Source organism: Tepidiforma thermophila (assembly GCF_002563855.1).
Classification (GTDB): Bacteria; Chloroflexota; Dehalococcoidia; order Tepidiformales; family Tepidiformaceae; genus Tepidiforma; species Tepidiforma thermophila.
In genome coordinates this window covers 122,666-139,594 of record NZ_PDJQ01000001.1, presented here as the reverse complement: position 1 = coordinate 139,594, position 16,929 = coordinate 122,666, and the positions used below count along the sequence as shown (strand labels likewise).

Genomic DNA, 16,929 nt, shown 5'->3' with positions numbered 1-16,929 from the left:
GGCATGCGCCAGTACATCCTGCGGCGGCTCGCCTACGTGCCGCTCATCATGGCGATTGTCTCGGTGCTGGCGTTCTTCACGCTCCGCATGCCCTGGGCCGTCGACCCGGTCACCCTCTACGTCAACCAGAACACCACCCTCGAGCAGGAGCAGGAGATCCGCCGCGAGCTCGGCCTCGATAAGCCCGCCGTCCAGCAGTTCTTCATCTGGCTCGGCCAGGTCGCCCGCGGCGACCTCGGCGAAACCTTCCGCTCCCGCCAGCCCGTCTGGGACGAAATCGTCCGCCGCTTCCCCGTCAACTTCCAGATCCTCGTCTTTTCCATCTTCTTCTCCACCCTCTTCGGCGTCACCTTCGGCGTCATCACTGCCGTCAAGCAGAACTCCCCCGTCGACTACGCCTTCCGCTTCCTCGCCGTCTTCGGTCAATCCATTCCCGACTTCTTCCTCCTCATCCTTCTGATCGTCCTCCCCTCCATCTGGTGGAACTACTCCCCGCCCGTCGGCGGCCACATCCCCATCACCCGCGACCCCCTCGAAAACCTCCGCCTCTACCTGCCCCCCACCATCCTCCTCGGTATCGGCGGCGCCGCCGCCATGATGCGCCTCACCCGCTCCTCCCTCCTCGAAGTCTTCCGCCAGGATTACATGCGCACCGCCCGCGCCAAGGGCCTGGGCGGCAGCGCTGTCGTCCTCCGCCACGGCCTCCGCAACGCCCTCATCCCCATCGTCACCCTCATCGGCAGCCAAATCACCGCCCTCTTCTTCGGCTCCCTCATCCTCGAACAGGTCTTCTCCATCAACGGCCTCGGCCAGTTCTTCCTCGTCTCCTCCGTCACCGGCGATTTCCCGGTCATCCAGACCCTCGTCCTCTACACCGCCTTCGTCGTCATGGTCATGAATCTGCTCGTCGATATCTCCTACGCCCTCATCGACCCCCGCGTGAAGTACACCTGATGGCTGCCACCACCGTTGCCGCCCCGCTCGATTTCTCCCCCGTCTACCGCCGCCCCGGCGCCCTCCGCCGCCTCGGCCGCACGGCAAAGCAGCACCCCGCCGGCGTCTTCGGCTTCTTCGTGCTCCTCCTCTTCGTCCTGGCCGGCCTCTTCGGGCCTGAGCTCGCCCCTTACAACCCCGACGCACTGAGCGTCGGCCGCCCCCTCGAAGGCCCCTCCTGGCAGCATCCCTTCGGCCTCAACCAGAACGGCCAGGATATGCTCAGCCGCGTCATCGCCGGCGCCCGCGTCTCGCTCATCATCTCCTCCGCCGCCATCTTCATCGGCGCCGCCTCCGGCGCTTTCCTTGGCATCCTCGGCGGCTACTACGGCCGCTGGCTCGATTACCTCATCCAGCGCTCCGGCGAAGCCTTCGCCGCCTTCCCCTCCCTCGTCCTCTACTTCATGCTCCGCGCCGCACTCGGCCCCGGCATCGAAGCCATCATCGCCGCCATCGCCATCGGCGCCCTCTTCGGCGGCAACCGCGTCCTCCGCTCCGCCACCATCATCGAAGCCCGCCAAACCTACGTCGAAGCCGCCCGCGCCATCGGCTGCTCCGAATGGCGCATCTTCATCCGCCACGTCGTCCCCAACGTGCTCCCGCTCGTCATCGTCATCATGAGCGGCGCCCTCGGCGGCGCCATCCTCGCCGAATCCGCTCTCTCCTTCCTCGGCCTCGGGCCCGACGTCGTCTCATGGGGCCGCGACATGAGCGGCCAGAACCTCTCCATCGCCCGGACCGGCTACTGGCACGTCGTCGTCTTCCCCGGCATCGCCATCAGCCTCGTCGTCCTCGGCGCCAACCTCCTCGGCGACTCCCTCCGCGACATCTGGGACCCCCGCCTCCGCCGGTAGAAGCCCAGCTACCGCGCCTGTGCCCGCGCGAACTCGCCCTCGCGCCACGCCCGCAGCGTCAGCAGCAGCGCGCTCACTACCGCCACCAGCACCGGCGTCAGCACGAACGTCCACACCCCAAACGAACGGTCGTTCGTCGCCCACAGCGCCCCCAGCGTCAGCCCCATCCCGATGATCGTCCCCAGCGTGTACGTCACCCGCGCCTCCCGGCTCTCCCGGTAGCGCATCCCGCCCGCCCAGAGCGCGATCGCCGGGAAGCCCGCCGCCAGCAGGTAGATCAGCGCCACCGCAATGCCGAACAGCCACGCCCAGTCGAGCGCCCCCGCCACCACGTGCAGCGCGAACGCCGCGGCAAACGCCAGCCCCGTCGCCCCAATCCCCATAACCGGCTTCGTCCACGCCATCGTCCCGAGGATACCACCCGGCCGCGCCACCCTCAGCAGGCCAGCGAACGCACCAGCACCACCCCGGCCACGGCAGCCGTCTCCGCCCGCAGCACATACGGGCCCGCCCGCGCGAAGAGTGCCCCCTTCGCCCGCAGCAGCGCCAGCTCCCCCGGCGAAAACCCGCCTTCAGGCCCGCACACCACCGCCAGCCGCCCCCGCCCGGGCAGGAGCGGCGCCAGCTCCGCCGGCCGCAGCCCGTCCCGCTCGAGCGCAACCAGCACACCCCGGAACACTCCCAGCAGCGCCTCCAGCCCGGCAGCCGGTTCGATGACCGGCACGTACAGCCGCCCGCACTGCTCGCTCGCCTCGACGGCGATCCGCTCCCACCGCTCCCGCTTTCCGTCCGAGGGCGCCTCGCCGCGCTGCCCGAACGCCGTCGCTACCGGCCGGATGATGTCGGCCCCCGCCTCCGTGCACTTCTCCAGCGCCCACTCGAATCGCTGCGCCCGGATGATCGGCAGCCACGCCTCCACCACCGGCTCCGGCGGCGGCTCCTGCCGCACGACGCCCAGCACCTCAACCGCCACCCGGCCCCTCGCCGTCTCCCGCACCTCCGCCCGCCACTCCCGCCCTTCGCCCGCGAACAGCCGCACTTCGTCCCCCGGCTGCGCCCGCAGCACGGCGCCCAGCCGGGTCGCCGCCTCGCCCTCCAGCAGCAGCCGGCCCGGCTCCAGCTTCCCCCGGATGTACAGCCGCGGAACGTGCGCCATCGCCCACCTAGCCTACCGCGCATTGCTGCCCCCGTGCCCGTTTGCCATACTGGCCGTCGGTCCTTTTTCGCAACGGACACGTCCCCCTACCTGCGAGGTTCCCATGCCAAGGCGCCTGGCCGTCGGTGTCGGATTCACCGGCAGCCCCGAACAAAACCGCCAGACCATCGAGAAAATCAAGGTCGCTGAAGAAGTCGGCGTCGAAGCCGTCTTCACGGCCGAGACCTGGGGCCGAGACCAGTTCTCCCTCCTCACCCAGATCGCTCTCAACACCAGCAAAATCAAGCTCGGCACCGGCATCGCGCCCGTCTACGGCCGCTCCCCCGCCGTCCTCGCCATGACCTTCGCCACCCTCGATGAACTCTCCGGCGGCCGCGTCATTATCGGCCTCGGCACCTCCGGCAACCGCGTCATCGAACACTGGCACGGCGAAAAATTCTCCAAACCGATTCGCCGCACGAAAGAGTACGTCGAAATCATCAACATGATCATCAGCGGCGAGAAGCTCTTCTACGACGGCGAAATCTTCAAACTCCAGCGCGGCTTCAAACTCCTCTTCGAACCGCCACGAAAGCACATCCCCATCTACGTCGCCTCCATCTCCCCCAAGAGCATGGAGTCCCTCGCCACCTGCGCCGACGGCTGGATGCCCATCTACTGGCCGAAGTCGAAGTACCGCGAGGCGAAAGAGTTCATCAGCCGCGCCGCCGTGGCCGCCGGCCGCCCCGCCGACGCCGTCGAATGCGTCGCCCAGCTCACCGTCGTCATCAACCCCGACATCGAAAAGGCGAAGGTCCAGGCCGCCGGCCCCATCTCCTGGTACGTCACCAACATGGGCGACTTCTACCACGAAATGCTCGCCCGCAACGGCTTCGCCGAAGAGGTCGCCGCTATGCGCAAGGCCGCCGAAACCAGCAAACCCATGCCCTTCGGCACAACCCCCGAAATCATGGCCGCCATGGGCGACCGGATGCTCGACGAAACCGCCGTCTACGGCGACCTCGAAACTGTCGCCGCCGGCATCGAAGAGCGCCGCCAGCTCGGCGTCGATCTCCCCGTCATCACCATGCCCCAGGGCACTCTGAACGAGGTCGAGCGCATCCTCGGCACGCTCGTCGCCTGAAATTCCCCGGAGGTTCCGCCCCCACACCACGGGGGAGGGCCGCGGCCCTCCCCCGCTTGTTTTCCCCTAGACGCCCAGCGCCCGGGCCAGCGTCTCCAGCACCTCCAGCGCCTCGGCCGGCGAGTTCACCACCAGGTCCGCCAGCTCCACGATCCGCGGCGGCGTCTCCTTTCCGCCCGCAACCCCAACCAGCAGCACATGCAGCCCATCCTTGCGCGACGCCTCGAGCGCAGCCTCGAACATCGCCACGTCCGTCGCATCGTCCCCCAGCACCAGCATCGACTTCGCCCGGTACCGCCGGATGAGCGCCGTCAGCGCCACCCCCTTCCCCGCGTCCGCGTTCGGCAGAACCTCCAGCACCATCTTCCCCTCGCGCAGCCGGAGCCCATCGGGCAGCGTCGCCAGCGCGCGCCGCAGCGGACCCTCGAGGTCCGGAGCCTTCCGGAAGTGGAACGCCGTCGAAACCGCCTTCCGCTCGATGTGCAGGAACGAGCTCGGCACCGCCGTGATCACCTGCTGCTCCACCTGCTCCAGCGCCGCGCTCAGCGCCACCCGGTCCACCCCGGGGATGAGCGGGTCATCAAACGACGCCTCCAGCCCGTGACTTCCCACCACGTCCACGCCCTCCACCGGCACCATCCGCCGCGCCGTGTTCAGGTCCCGCCCCGTGATGACGGCCACCTTCGCCTTCTGCGCAACCCGGTCGAGCACCGCCAGCGTCCCCGGCGGCACCCGCGCTTCCGATGCGTTCGCCACGATCGGCGCCAGCGTCCCGTCCAGGTCCGACGCCACCAGCAGCGGCCCCCGGGCCGCCGCCAGCGCCTTAATCCGTTCGATCGCCTCGATCGTCAGCATCTCCCCTCCAGGTCCGCGAGGAACCGCTCGCCCCACGATTTCGCGTCATGCTCCCGAACCTTCGCAATAAAAGCATCGCTCACCCGCGCCGGCCGCCCCGCCAGCCCCTCCACCAGCCCCTCCAGCAGCGACGCCTGGTCCAGCGGGTCCACAGCCCGCAGCCCCTCACGTCCGTCGCCGCCGTACACCTTTGCAACACCGGCATCGACCCCCGCCAGCACCACCGCCCGCTCCTCCGCCGGCCGCAGCGACTGCGCAATCGCCGCCTGCAGCGGTACCAGGTTCATCCCGTCCGCCAGCGACGACGTGAACACCACGTCAGCGTCTCGCTGGAGCGCCACCACGTCGTCCCAGCCGACGCTCGCCCGCACCTGCGTGAACGGGCATCCCACCCAGTAAGCGGCCTCCCGCGCCCGCGCAGCCTCCCGCTCGATCGCCGCCTCCAGTGTGCCGTACACCTCCACCCCTTCGCGCGTCGGCGACGCAATCCCGATGTACGCGAACCGGTGCCCTCGCCGGTACGCCTCGGCAATCGCCCGCAGCCGCTCCGGGATCCCCTTCGTGAAATCGCCCCGTTCGAGCCCCACTACGACCGGCAGCCCCAGCTCCCGCGCCAGCCGCACCCGTGTCACCGGCCGCGCCCGCCGCGCCGCATCCAACACCTCCTGCGGGTCGATCCCCACCGGGTACGCCCCCAGCCGTACCAGCCGCCCCTCGACCTCCACCCCGCCCGGTGCCGGCCGCGCCCCGCACAGCTCGCCCGCAGCATCGATGAATCGCGCCACATCATCCCGCGTTTGAAATCCCGCCAGGTCCGCCCCCAGGATGCCGCTCACGATCGCCCTGAGCCGTTCCCGCGCCTCCCCGGCCAGGTACGGCCGAATCACCGCCATCGACGGGAACGGGATGTGCAGGAAGAACCCGATCGGCCCCCGGTAGCCGCGTTCCCGCAGCATCGCCGGCACCAGCGCCAGCTGGTAGTCCTGCACCCAGCAGCTCTGTGCGCCGTCCTCCTCGCACGCCGCCGCCGCAAACGCCTGGTTCACCACCACGAACGACTGCCACCCCGCCTCCGACGGCGGGTGCGGCTCCGGGTAGTACGGCGTCGCCTTCGGGAGGTCCACCCGCACCAGGTGGAAGAGCGGCCACGTAAAGCTGTTCGCAACCTCGCCGTAGTGCCCCTGCCACGTCGCAGAACCGAAGAACAACCTCCGGTGCCGCAGCGGCCCCCGCGGCGTCTCGAGAATCTCGTACCCCCGCTCGTCGACCCACTCCCGGTCGAACCGGCCCATCCCCACCCCGATCCAGGTCGTCCCCGTCCGCCCGTCCCAGGGCGCGATAACCGGCCGCACGGCCGCCAGCAGCCCCCCGCTCGAGGCCGTCGAAGGCGAATCGGCCCACCGCGGCGCCTCGTGGTCGAGAAATGCACGGTTCGCAAGGATCAGCTGGGCACGGGCAGTCATTGTTCCAGTAGGCACGATCCCCCGGCCGGCGATCAACCCCCGGACCCCTCACCCGGGTCCCGCCCAGGCCCCGGCCAATCAGGCGAGCAGCGCACTCGCCGTCCCGGCGATCGTCTTCGTCCCGTCGTCCTTCTCCGTCCAGACGTCGAGGTGGGCCCGGCGCCGCCGGCCCTCCGGCGTGACTGCCCGGATGACGCCCCGCGCCGTCACCGCCTCCCCGCCCCAGAGGACGTTCACCAGGTTCAGCGACATCCGCCCGCCCGCCAGCCACCCCAGCCCGAACCGGTTCGTCAGCATCTCCGAAATGAACACCGTGCTCAGCGTGCCCTGCACCACCACATCCGGGAACCCAAGCTTGCGCGCCTCCTCCGGGTCGTTGTGATAATTCCGCTTCGGCCCGCTGAACGCCATGCACAGCTCGAGGTCGGCCACCTTCCGCACCGGCTCCAGCACCTCCAGCGGCTCGTCGGCAGGCTCCTCCCGGCGCGCACTCCGCCGGGCGCCCTGGTCCCGCCCGACCACCTCCCGCCCCTCCGGAACGTCCAGCAGGAACGACTGGTGGCACCGGCCCCGCGCCACCATCACGTCCTCCCCGTTGAACACGCAAAACTCCAGCACCACCACATCCCGGTCCTTGCGGACGTACCGGTCCACCACCATCCCGTGCGTCCACAGCCGCGTGCCCACCGGCACCGCCCGGAACAGCTCCCACTCCTGCCGGATGTGCAGGTTCCCGTACAGGTTCGGCAGGTACCAGTCGCGCAGCCGGAAGGCGTACTGCTCGCTGTGCAGCAGCAGTGCCGGAGCCACCGGCCCGCCCAGCGGCGACGGCCCCGTGTACCACGGGTTCGCATCCCGCGTCGCTTCGATGTACCGCGCGATCATCTCCGCATCGGCGACGTACTCGTGCCGCCCGAGGTACTTCCCGACGTACACGTCATCGGCCCATGCAGCCATCTCGAACCTCCGCGGAGACTGGGCCGGATTCTACCGCTCCCGCGCGCCCGGGCGCAGGCCGGCGCCTGCCGTCAGCTCCCCGTGCGCCCCGCGCCGTCCCCGGCTGGCTGCGCGGCGCCGGCGCCACGCCCGAGCCCACGGCGGACCTTCCGCTGCGTCGCCGTCACGCCCGGGAGCCGCCCCGCAACCTGGTGGCGGCTCCGCAGGCCGAGCTTCCGGAGGATGCGCGACACGTGCGACTTCACTGTCTCCGGCGAAAGGACAAGCGCATCCGCTATCTCCCGGTTCGAGAGGCCGCAGGCAACCATCCGGGCGACTTCCAGCTCGCGCGCCGTCAGTCCGCTCTCGCCCATGCCGTCGCCGGGTCAGCTCCCCTGGCGGGCCTCGGCGTCGCAGGCAGCGAGGTCGGCCTGGGCCTGCGCTCCCGTCCCGGCCGTGGTCACAATCTGCCGAAGGTCCATGCCCGGCGCCGTCCCATACCCGCGCCCGGCCAGGCACGCCGCCAGCCGGTCCCACGTCGGCCGGTACACGGCCTCGGCCCGCGCCGCATCCCACGCGTCGAGCACGTCGTCGAAGTGCCGCGCCACGCACCCCAGGTGCGCTTCGCCGACCCGGTCCAGCGCCTCCTTCGACGCCGACTGTCCGCCGGCGAAGCTGACCGGCCCGTCAGGGTCGAACGCCGGCGCCGGCGCGAGCTCCACGCCGCCGATCGTTGCAGCCGCCGCCCGGGTGCAGGCGTCAGCCGCCGCATACGCCGCTGCGACCTCCTCGCGCGTCACCACGCCGTCGCCGATGAGCGCCCACTCGTCCGGGCTGGCGCTCGCACGCAGCCGTTCGAGGGCCCCGGGTGGGACGGCCCGCTCGGCCGCAGGGGCCGCGGCCGCAGGAGCGGGCGCCGCTTCGGCCCCGGCCTGGACGGCAGCGGCGGCCGCCGGAGCCGGCGCCTGGACTGCCGTCTCTGCATCGGTCGATGCCGCACGCGCCGCGATACCGGCCGCCGCGCCGACGGCGATCACCAGGAGAATCGCCGCGCCTGCAGGGATTGAGAGCTTCATATGCACCTCCGCTCCGTTCGTTCGGGAGTTGCCGCGGCAGCTGCCGGAGGTCTTCCGCCGCCAGCGGACCGCCGGTACGCATCGGCCCAGGCCGCCCGATCGGAGATATCGGGTCCCTCGGCCGGCACGTATTCGCGGCGAGGATAGCGGGGTGGGTCCCCGCCGGCAATCCCCCATCGGGGGATTTTTTCAGCCCGCCCGGCCGCCCAGTGCCGCCAGCCGCTCCCGCAGCCCTTCCACGCGCTCCCGCGTCTCGGCCGCGGTCTGCTCCATCCCCTGCACGACGTGCGCCGGCGCCTTCGCCCGGAACGCGGCATTTCCGAGCTGCCGCTCCAGCCGCTCGAGGTGCGCCTCCGCCTCGGCGAGCTCCTTCTCCAGCCGGGCGCGCTCGGCGGCAACGTCCACCTGCGGAAGCGCCACCGCGACCTCGGTATCCGCCACCCGGCCGAATCCCCACTCGCCCTCCGGCAGCGGCGCCTCCGGCCCCAGCACCGTCAGCTCCACGCGCGAGGTGAAGTTCGTCGCTGCCGCCGTCTCACGCAGCGCCGCCGCATAGCTCTCCGCCCGAACCACCACCTGCGGCCGCGCGCCCGCCTCCAGCCGCTTCTCCGCCCGGATGTTCCGGATCGTCCGGTTCACCTCGATGACGTGCGCCATCGCGGCCTCCGCCGCGTCGTCGCCCCAGTTCCCGCCGCTCTTCGGGTACCACGCCACGATCAGCTGCGGCGCCATCTCGTCGTCGATGTGCCCGCGCAGCGCCTGCCACAGCTCCTCCGTCACAAACGGCATGAACGGGTGCAGCAGCCGCAGCCCGTGGTCGAGCACATGCACCAGCACCTTCAGCGGCCGCTCGTCCCCCGCCTGCAGCCGCGGCTTCACCATCTCGATGTACCAGTCGCAGAACTCGCCCCAGAGGAACTCCTCGATTTGCCGCGCGCATTCGCCCAGCTGGTACGCCCGCAGCAGCGAATCCGCCTCCCGCTCCAGCCGCTCCAGCCGCGAAAGGATCCAGCGGTCCTCGAGCGCGTACAGGTCGCGGTCCAGCGGGTGCGGCCGCTTCAGTTTCCGGTCGCCCACCCGCATCAGCACAAACCGCGCCGAGTTCCACAGCTTGTTCGCGAAGTTCCGCGCCGCCGCCATCCGCTCGTCGCTGTACCGCTGGTCCTGCCCCAGCGTCGCCCCGGTCACGATCGCAAACCGGAACGCATCCGCGCCGTACGTCTTTGCCGCCACCAGCGGGTCCACCACGTTCCCGCGCGACTTCGTCATCTTCTCGCCGTGCTGGTCCCGGATCAGCCCGTGGAACAGCACCGTCCGGAACGGCACCGCCTCCTCCGGCCCCCGGTGCCGCATGTTATAGAGACCGAACATGATCATCCGGGCGCACCAGAAGAACATGATGTCGTAGCCCATCTGCATGTCGGTCGTCGGGTAGAAGTAGCGCAGGTCCTCGGTGTCATCCGGCCAGCCGAGGTCCGCGTGCGGCGCCAGCGCCGAGCTGAACCACGTGTCCAGCACGTCCTCGTCCTGCCGCAGCGAACCGCCGCACTCCGGGCAGGCGTCCGGGTCCTCCACCTGGCAGATGGTGTGGCCGTTCTCGCAGTACCACACCGGGATCTGGTGCCCCCACCAGAGCTGCCGGCTGATGCACCAGTCCCGGATGTTCTCCATCCAGTTCAGGTACACCTTCTCGAACCGCTGCGGCACCATCCGGATCCGCCCGTCCTTCACCGCCGCAATCGCGTCGCCCGCCAGCGAGTGCCCCGGCTCATACTCCCTCGTCACCGCCACGAACCATTGCTCGCTCGGCAGCGGCTGCACCACCGTCTTGCACCGGCTGCAGTGTCCCACGCTGTGGGTGTACTCCTCCACGTGGTCGAGGAATCCCTCGTCTTCGAGGTCCCGCAGGATCGCGGCCCGCGCCTCCTCCACCGTCATCCCGGCGTACGGCCCCGCCTCCTCGTTCATCCGCCCTTTCAGGTCGATCGCCACCACCACCGGCAGGTCGTGCCGCTGCCCGATCTCCCAGTCGTTCGGGTCATGCCCCGGCGTCACCTTTACGGCCCCGGTCCCGAACTCCATCTTCACGTGCTCGTCGGCCACAACCGGGATCTCCCGCCCGATGATCGGCAGGAGCAGCATCCGCCCGATCTTCTCCTCGTACCGCTCATCCGCCGGGTTTACCGCTACGCCCGTGTCGCCCACCATCGTCTCCGGCCGCGTGGTCGCCACCACCACGTAATCCGGCAGCGGCATCCCCCCTTCGCCCACCACCGGGTAGCGGATGTAGTACAGCTTCGACGCCACCTCGAGGTAATCGACTTCGAGGTCGCTCAGCGCCGTCTCGCACCGCGGGCACCAGTTGATCATCCGCAGCCCGCGGTAGATCAGCCCGTCCCGGTACAGGTTCACGAAGGTCGTCCGCACCGCCTTCACGATCTGCGGGTCCAGCGTGAACACGTCGCGCGACCAGTCCGCGCTCGCCCCGAGCTTCCGATGCTGGTCCGCAATGCGGCTCCGGTACTTCCGCACCCACTCCCACGTCCGCTCGATGAACCGCTCCCGCCCCAGGTCGTGGCGGGTCAGCCCCTCCTTCGCCAGCTCCTTCTCAATGACGTTCTGCGTCGCGATGCCCGCATGGTCCTCACCCGGCAGCCAGAGCGTCGGTTCGCCCTGCATCCGGTGCCACCGCACCAGCGCATCCGTGATCGCATCCTCCAGACCGTGCCCAAGGTGCAGCTCACCGGTCACATTCGGCGGCGGCATGATGATGCAGTACGGCTCCAGGTTCGGGTCGATCCGGGGCTTGAAGTAGCCCGCCTCCTCCCACATCCGGTAGATCCGCTCTTCCACGTTCGCCGGCTCGTAAGCAGGCGGCAGGACGGGACCCGGCGTCTGTGTCGTCATCGAGGCAACCCCGGCGGCGAAACTGGGCGGCGCAACAGCGCCCTGGCCCTCAAGTGTAGCAGGGCACCCCGTTCCGGCCCTGCCGGCGGCGCAGGCCATCAGCTCGCCAGCGCCAGCCCCCGCTCCACCGGCCTCGCCGGAAGGGCTGCCCGGTCGCGCGGCGCCGCCGCCGGCCGCCAGGGTGCCACCTCGAACGACGGCCCCGCGCCCGCCGCCGCGATGGTCACCTCCGCCAACCCGTCAAGCTCCCCGGCGAGCGGCCGCAGCAGCGCCGCCAGCTCGCGTCCGGAATGCAGCGGCCCCGCCGCCCGCAGCCGCCACCGCCGGGCGCCGGCCTGGGCCTCGGCGGTGACATCCAGCCCCCGGCAGCTCAGCCCCCACGCCGCCAGCACCTGCCCCAGCCGCTCTGCCCCTGCCGCTGCCCGATCCGCCGTCACCCCGCCCGCGAGCCGCACCGCCAGCCCCTCCGCCCGGGGCAGCGTTCCCCGGGCCCCGCGCGCCTCGCACACCGCCAGGCACCGCCGCGCCGCCCGCGCCGCCGCCAGCCCCTCCTCCACCGTGTCCGCCACCGCCCCGCGCACCTCAAGTCCCAGCCACGCCCGCGCCAGCCCCAGCAGCGCCGTCCCCGCGGCCCGCTCGTCCGCACACCGGCCTTCCAGCCCCGCCAGGTCGACCGCCACGGCCTCCCGCGACACCACCGCGACGGCGGGTGTCGCCTTCCTCCGCAACACTGCCGCCAGCCGTTCGAGCGCATGGAGCTCGGCGCCGGGCCGCGCCGGCGCCCAGGCCAGCGCCGGGCACCGGCTCCGCGCCTCCGCCAGGGTCATCCCCGGCTGCACGCCCGCCGCCTCTGCCTCGGGCGAGACCGCCGCCACCAGCGGCTCGCCCCCGGGCTCCTGCACCGTCGCCGCCGGCCTACCCCGCAGTCCCGGCTCCGCCCGCCGGGCCAGCTGCACCGAAAGCCGGGGAGCCTCGATCACCAGGATCCGCATCGCCAACCCTCCGCTGGCACCAGAACTGCCGGGACTATAGAACAAATGTTCTTTCCAGCGCAACCCGTTCACCCGGCGATCTTGCTGACCGTCCGGTCGCCACCGGCTACGATCCCCGCATGACCCTCCACCTCCCCTGGCTCCGCGACGCCGACCCCGCAAACCGCGCCCGCTACGGCGGCAAGGGGGCCAGCCTCGCCGCACTCGTCCGCGCCTCCTTCGATGTCCCCGACGGCTTCATCATCCCCGTCGATGTCGCCCGGCAGCTCCAGGGCGCCCCCGCGGAATGGCCGCCCGCGCTCCGGCGCGAGCTGCTCGCCCGCCTCGCAGCGCTCGTCCCCGATTACGAACCCGTCGCCGTCCGCTCCTCCGCCCCGGACGAAGACGGCGCCGCTGCCTCCTTCGCCGGCCAGCACGAAACCGTGCTCGGCGTCCGCGGCGGCGATGCCTTCCTCGATGCCGTCGCCCGCTGTCTCGCCTCCGCCCACTCCGAATCCGCCCGCGCCTACCGCCAGGCCGCCGGGGCTGCCGCCGAAGCGCAGATGGCCGTCGTCGTCCAGCGCATGGTCCCCGCCGTCGCCGCCGGCGTCGCTTTTTCCATCGACCCCGTCACCGGCAGCCGCGACCATGTCGTCGTCGAAGCCGTCCGGGGCCTCGGCGATGCCCTCGTCTCCGGCCAGGCCGAGGGCCAGCGGTTCGTCGTCCACCGGGATTCCCTCGCCATCCTCGAACGCCCGGCCGACGCCCCCGTGCTCAGCGACGACCAGGTCACCGCCATCGTCCGCGCCGCCCTCCGCGCCGAGGACCTCTTCGGCGGCCCCCAGGACATCGAATTCGCCCTCGACGACCGCGGGAAACTCTGGCTCCTCCAGTCCCGGCCCATCACCACCGCTGCTGCCACGGCCCCGAAGCCCGATGGCCTCGGCGGCTGGTACAACGAATTCGATACCCCCACCTCCGATGCCGACCTCTGGACCAGCGCCAACGTCCAGGAGATCCTCCCCGGGCTCCTCACGCCGCTGACCATCACCACCTTCAACCAGACCGTCCCCCGCGCGTATACCGAGGACTACCACGAGCTTGGCCTCCTCGCCCGCGACGAAAACCCCGTCTTCATGGGCTGCTTCTACAACCGCGCCTTCCTCAATATGGAGGCCACCCGCCTCGTCGCCTCCCGCGTCCTCGGCTTCCGCGAAGGCGCCCTCGAGCAGCAGTACCTCGGCGGCCCCATCGAAGACGGCTGGCGGACGCCCCTCCCGCGCTTCACCACCTGGCGCCGCCGCCTCCTCACCGCGCCCCGCATGCTCCGCCTCATGGCCACGCTCGACAAACAGGCCGACCGCGCAGAGCGCGCCGTCCTCGACGCCGAACAGAAGGTCCGCGCCGTCGACCCCTACGCCCTCTCCTCCGCCGAACTCCAGCGCTACCGCGAGCGGATCCTCGACTTCGCCGCCCGCATCTCGCGCGTCCATCTCCGCGTCACCGGCGTCGCCGGCGCCGGCTACGACAACGTCCTCGCGCTCGTCCGACCCGTCCTCGGCGACGAAGCCGAAGGCCGCGTGCCCACCCTCTTCACTGGCCTCCCCGGCGTCGAAAGCGCCCGCATCAGCCTCGACCTCTGGGAGCTCTCCCGCGTCGCCATCGAGACCGGCATCGCCGGCCGCCTCCGTGAGCCCGGCTTCGACCCCCGCGACCCCGCCCTCCCGGCCCCCTGGCAGCAGCGCTTCACCGCCTTCATCGAGCGCCACGGCCACCGCGGTCTCCACGAAATGGAGGTCGCCGCGAAAACCTGGCGGTGGGACCCCGCCCCCGTCGTCAACATGGTCGCCTCCTACCTCGACATCGACCCCGGCCACGCCCCGCCCGCCGTCCTCGCCCGCCAGGAGGCCGAACGCCTCGCCCTCACCCGCGAAATCGACGCCCGCCTTGGGTTCGCCCGGCGCCGCCTCTTCCGCTGGCTCCTGCCCCGCGCACAGGGCTGGGTCGCCCTCCGCGAGCGAACCAAGTCCATCCTCGTGCGCGCCGCACGCCTCGGCGACTGGCACCTCGCCGCCATCCAGGCCCGCCTCCTCGACCTCGGCGTCATCCGCGAGCCCGACGACATCTTCTTCCTGTCCCACGAAGAGCTCTCAAACGTCCTCGCCAACGGCCTCCGCGTCGACCTCTCCGCACGCGTCCTCGCCCGGCGCCGCGAATACGAGCGCAACCGTCACGTCATCCTCCCCGAGCGGTTCCGCGGCCGACCGGTGCCCCTGCCTCCCGCCGAAGCCGGCCACGCCGGCGATGTCCTGAAAGGCACGCCCGTCAGCCCCGGCCGCGTCACCGGGCGTGCCCGCGTCATCCTCGACCCCCAGGTCGATGGCCCGCTCCAGCCCGGCGAAATCCTCGTCGCGCCCGTCACCGATGCCGGCTGGACGCCGCTCTTCGCGCTCGCCGCAGGGCTGGTCGTCGATATGGGCAGCGCCCTCAGCCACGGCAGCACCGTCGCCCGCGAATACGGCCTCCCCGCCGTCGTCAACGTCCGCCAGGGCACCACCCGCATCCGCACCGGCGACCTCATCGCCATCGACGGCATCGCCGGCACCGTCACCATCCTCGAAGAGCCGCCCGCCGCCTGACCCCGGCGCTGGCCGTCGCGCCTACCGGAAGAGCGGCCGCACCCCGCACCGCCCCGTCACCGTGTCGAAGCACGGGTCCGGCCCGGCGAATTTCCCGAGCAGACGCCGCCCCGATGCCTCGCGCGCATCGAGCAGCATGCGAAACGCGGCGAGCTCCTCGTCGGTGAGGAGTTCGCCGCGCCAGATCTTCGCCACGCATTCCGCGCCGAACCGTTCGAACAGCGCCCGGTACACGCCCGCATTCTCGGGGTGCCGGCGCTGCGCCGCAACGCGTCCGGCTGCACCCGGGCAGCTCAGCTCCCGCCCGCCGCCTCGCCCGACCCGGCCGCGACCGGCTCCTCGATGTCCCAGCGCGCCGGCACCGGCAGGTACTGCACCACGCCCTCGCCCACCTCGCGCACGATCGCATCCCACGCGGGGACGTCCCACTCGCTCACGAACGTGTACGAGCAGCCCCGGCGGCCAGCCCGCGCCGTCCGCCCGATCCGGTGGATGTACTCCTCCGGGTTCTGCGGCACGTCGTAGTTCACCACGTCTTCAATGTCCGGGATGTCGAGCCCCCGCGCCGCAACGTTCGTCGCCACCAGGAACTCCAGCCGGCCCGCCCGGAAATCGGCCATCACCCGGTCTCGCTGCGACTGCCGCAGGTCCCCGTGGATCGCCTGGGCCGGCACCCCGGCCGCGTTCAGCGCCGCCGTCAGCCGGTCCACGCCGATCTTCGTGTTGCAGAAAATCAGCGTCCGCCCCAGCCCGCGCATTTCGTACAGGTACTGCAGCGCCCGCAGCTTGTCCCGCTCCGCCACCTCGCAGTAGTACTGCTCGACGCCCTCCGCCGTCCGCTGCTCCGGGTCGACCGCCACCCGCTCCGCGTTCCGCATGTACCGCCACACCAGCCGCCCGATGCTCTCGGGCATCGTCGCGCTGAACAGCGCCGTCTGCCGCTCCTTCGGCGCATGCCGCAGGATGTAGTCAATATCCCGCGCGAACCCGATGTCGAGCATCTGGTCCGCCTCGTCCAGCACCACGAACCGCACCTTCGCCAGCGACAGCGTCCCCCGCTTGATGTGGTCGATCACCCGCCCCGGGGTCCCGACCACCACGTGGACGCCCTGCGACAGCCGGTCGATGTCCGTCTGCACCCGGCTTCCGCCCGTCAGGGCCCACGCCGTTAACCCGTAAAAAAGCGCGAGGTGGTCCATCACCTCGCGCACCTGCTTCGCCAGCTCGCGCGTCGGCACGAGCACAATCGCCTGCACCTCGCGGGCCTCCGGGTCGATGGTCCGCGCGAGCGGCAGCCCGAACGCGAGCGTCTTCCCGGTCCCTGTCTGCGCCAGCCCAACAACGTCGCTGCCCGCGAACAGCCGGGGCATCGCCTCGCGCTGGATCGGCGTCGGCTCCGTAAAGCCCAGCGCCGCAATCGCCTCCAGCCCGGTCGCATCGACCCCCAGCGCGCGGAACGCCTCCGAAATCGGAGCCAGCGCCGGCGGGCGGCTCTGCCGCGCCTCGCCGGGAGCAGCCTGCGCCGCACCCGTGCCGCGACCGCGCCGCCGGCGCTTCCGCCGCGAAGGTGCGCCGCCGGCCTGCGCGTCGCTCTGACCTGCCGGCCCGGGCGAAGCCGCCTGCTGGCGCGGCGCTGCAGCCGCTCCTGCCCCTGAGCGGCCGTTCGCGCTCGCCAGCCGGCTCGGGCGCCGCGCCCCCGGCGATGCCCCGCGCGCAGCCTGTTCGCGGGCCGCCGGGGCGGCAGGTTCGGCCGCATTGCCATTGATGGATGGAGATGGGAGGGAATGGATGGTTGGAGAGGGGGCGCCCTCCTCGCCGGCAGTCCGCCGGAAGGGGCGCGCAATCGTGTCGATCAGCCTGGTCAGTTTCACGTCCTGTTCTTCGCCGCCGGCTCGTTCTCTCCCCGCAGGGAAACCGGCGGAATACATCGCGTCAAGAAAATGAAGACATCCGCTG

Annotated in this window: 15 protein-coding genes; 4 read left to right on the top strand and 11 right to left on the bottom strand. The window is 71.3% G+C overall.

Annotated elements, in window-relative coordinates:
• Positions 1–3 precede the first annotated feature (3 nt).
• Together A9A59_RS00710 and A9A59_RS00705 are read left to right on the top strand one after the other, a co-directional pair.
• Positions 4–954: an ABC transporter permease gene (locus A9A59_RS00710; protein ID WP_098502445.1), complete on the top strand. Its 951-nt coding sequence runs from the start codon at positions 4–6 to the stop codon at positions 952–954.
• Entirely contained in the window at positions 954–1,847 is an 894-nt protein-coding gene (locus A9A59_RS00705) for an ABC transporter permease (protein WP_098502444.1), read from the top strand. The genes A9A59_RS00710 and A9A59_RS00705 overlap by 1 nt, the downstream gene beginning before the upstream one ends.
• Positions 1,848–1,855: 8 nt before the next feature.
• On the opposite strand, the gene A9A59_RS00700 is transcribed toward A9A59_RS00705, so the two are convergent.
• Positions 1,856–2,251 carry a hypothetical protein gene (locus tag A9A59_RS00700; RefSeq protein ID WP_098502443.1) on the bottom strand — a complete coding sequence of 132 codons (396 nt, stop codon included), beginning with the start codon at positions 2,249–2,251 and terminating at the stop codon, positions 1,856–1,858.
• Positions 2,252–2,283: 32 nt separating this feature from the next.
• Positions 2,284–3,003: an RsmE family RNA methyltransferase gene (locus A9A59_RS00695; RefSeq protein WP_098504759.1), complete on the bottom strand. Its 720-nt coding sequence runs from the start codon at positions 3,001–3,003 to the stop codon at positions 2,284–2,286.
• Between the two features lie 103 nt (positions 3,004–3,106).
• On the opposite strand from A9A59_RS00695, the gene A9A59_RS00690 reads away from it, so the two are divergent.
• Positions 3,107–4,126, top strand: coding sequence for an LLM class flavin-dependent oxidoreductase (locus A9A59_RS00690; RefSeq protein WP_165772400.1), 1,020 nt, complete (start codon positions 3,107–3,109; stop codon positions 4,124–4,126).
• A gap of 66 nt (positions 4,127–4,192) precedes the next feature.
• On the opposite strand, the gene otsB is transcribed toward A9A59_RS00690, so the two are convergent.
• The 7 genes from otsB to A9A59_RS00655 form a co-directional block, all read right to left on the bottom strand.
• On the bottom strand, positions 4,193–4,981 hold the full coding sequence (otsB, locus tag A9A59_RS00685) for a trehalose-phosphatase (RefSeq protein ID WP_098502441.1): 789 nt from the start codon (positions 4,979–4,981) through the stop codon (positions 4,193–4,195).
• The gene (locus A9A59_RS00680; protein WP_098502440.1) at positions 4,975–6,444 is read right to left on the bottom strand and encodes a trehalose-6-phosphate synthase; all 1,470 of its coding nucleotides are present in this window, start codon (positions 6,442–6,444) and stop codon (positions 4,975–4,977) included. The genes otsB and A9A59_RS00680 overlap by 7 nt, the downstream gene beginning before the upstream one ends.
• Positions 6,445–6,522: 78 nt before the next feature.
• Positions 6,523–7,401 carry a MaoC family dehydratase gene (locus A9A59_RS00675; RefSeq protein ID WP_098502439.1) on the bottom strand — a complete coding sequence of 293 codons (879 nt, stop codon included), beginning with the start codon at positions 7,399–7,401 and terminating at the stop codon, positions 6,523–6,525.
• A 71-nt stretch (positions 7,402–7,472) separates the two neighbouring features.
• The gene (locus A9A59_RS00670) at positions 7,473–7,754 is read right to left on the bottom strand and encodes a response regulator transcription factor (protein WP_098502438.1); all 282 of its coding nucleotides are present in this window, start codon (positions 7,752–7,754) and stop codon (positions 7,473–7,475) included.
• Positions 7,755–7,766: 12 nt separating this feature from the next.
• On the bottom strand, positions 7,767–8,456 hold the full coding sequence (locus tag A9A59_RS00665) for a hypothetical protein (RefSeq protein ID WP_098502437.1): 690 nt from the start codon (positions 8,454–8,456) through the stop codon (positions 7,767–7,769).
• Positions 8,457–8,645: 189 nt separating this feature from the next.
• Positions 8,646–11,363, bottom strand: coding sequence for a valine--tRNA ligase (locus tag A9A59_RS00660; RefSeq protein WP_098502436.1), 2,718 nt, complete (start codon positions 11,361–11,363; stop codon positions 8,646–8,648).
• A gap of 98 nt (positions 11,364–11,461) precedes the next feature.
• Positions 11,462–12,355, bottom strand: coding sequence for a Y-family DNA polymerase (locus A9A59_RS00655; protein WP_098502435.1), 894 nt, complete (start codon positions 12,353–12,355; stop codon positions 11,462–11,464).
• Positions 12,356–12,474: 119 nt separating this feature from the next.
• Here A9A59_RS00655 and A9A59_RS00650 point away from each other — a divergent pair, with 119 nt between their 5' ends.
• Positions 12,475–14,973: a PEP/pyruvate-binding domain-containing protein gene (locus tag A9A59_RS00650; protein WP_098502434.1), complete on the top strand. Its 2,499-nt coding sequence runs from the start codon at positions 12,475–12,477 to the stop codon at positions 14,971–14,973.
• 21 nt (positions 14,974–14,994) lie between these two features.
• Here A9A59_RS00650 and A9A59_RS00645 read toward each other — a convergent pair whose 3' ends face one another.
• Positions 14,995–15,207, bottom strand: coding sequence for a hypothetical protein (locus A9A59_RS00645; RefSeq protein WP_098502433.1), 213 nt, complete (start codon positions 15,205–15,207; stop codon positions 14,995–14,997).
• Between the two features lie 59 nt (positions 15,208–15,266).
• On the bottom strand, positions 15,267–16,844 hold the full coding sequence (locus A9A59_RS00640; protein ID WP_133117455.1) for a DEAD/DEAH box helicase: 1,578 nt from the start codon (positions 16,842–16,844) through the stop codon (positions 15,267–15,269).
• Between the last annotated feature and the right edge of the window lie 85 nt (positions 16,845–16,929).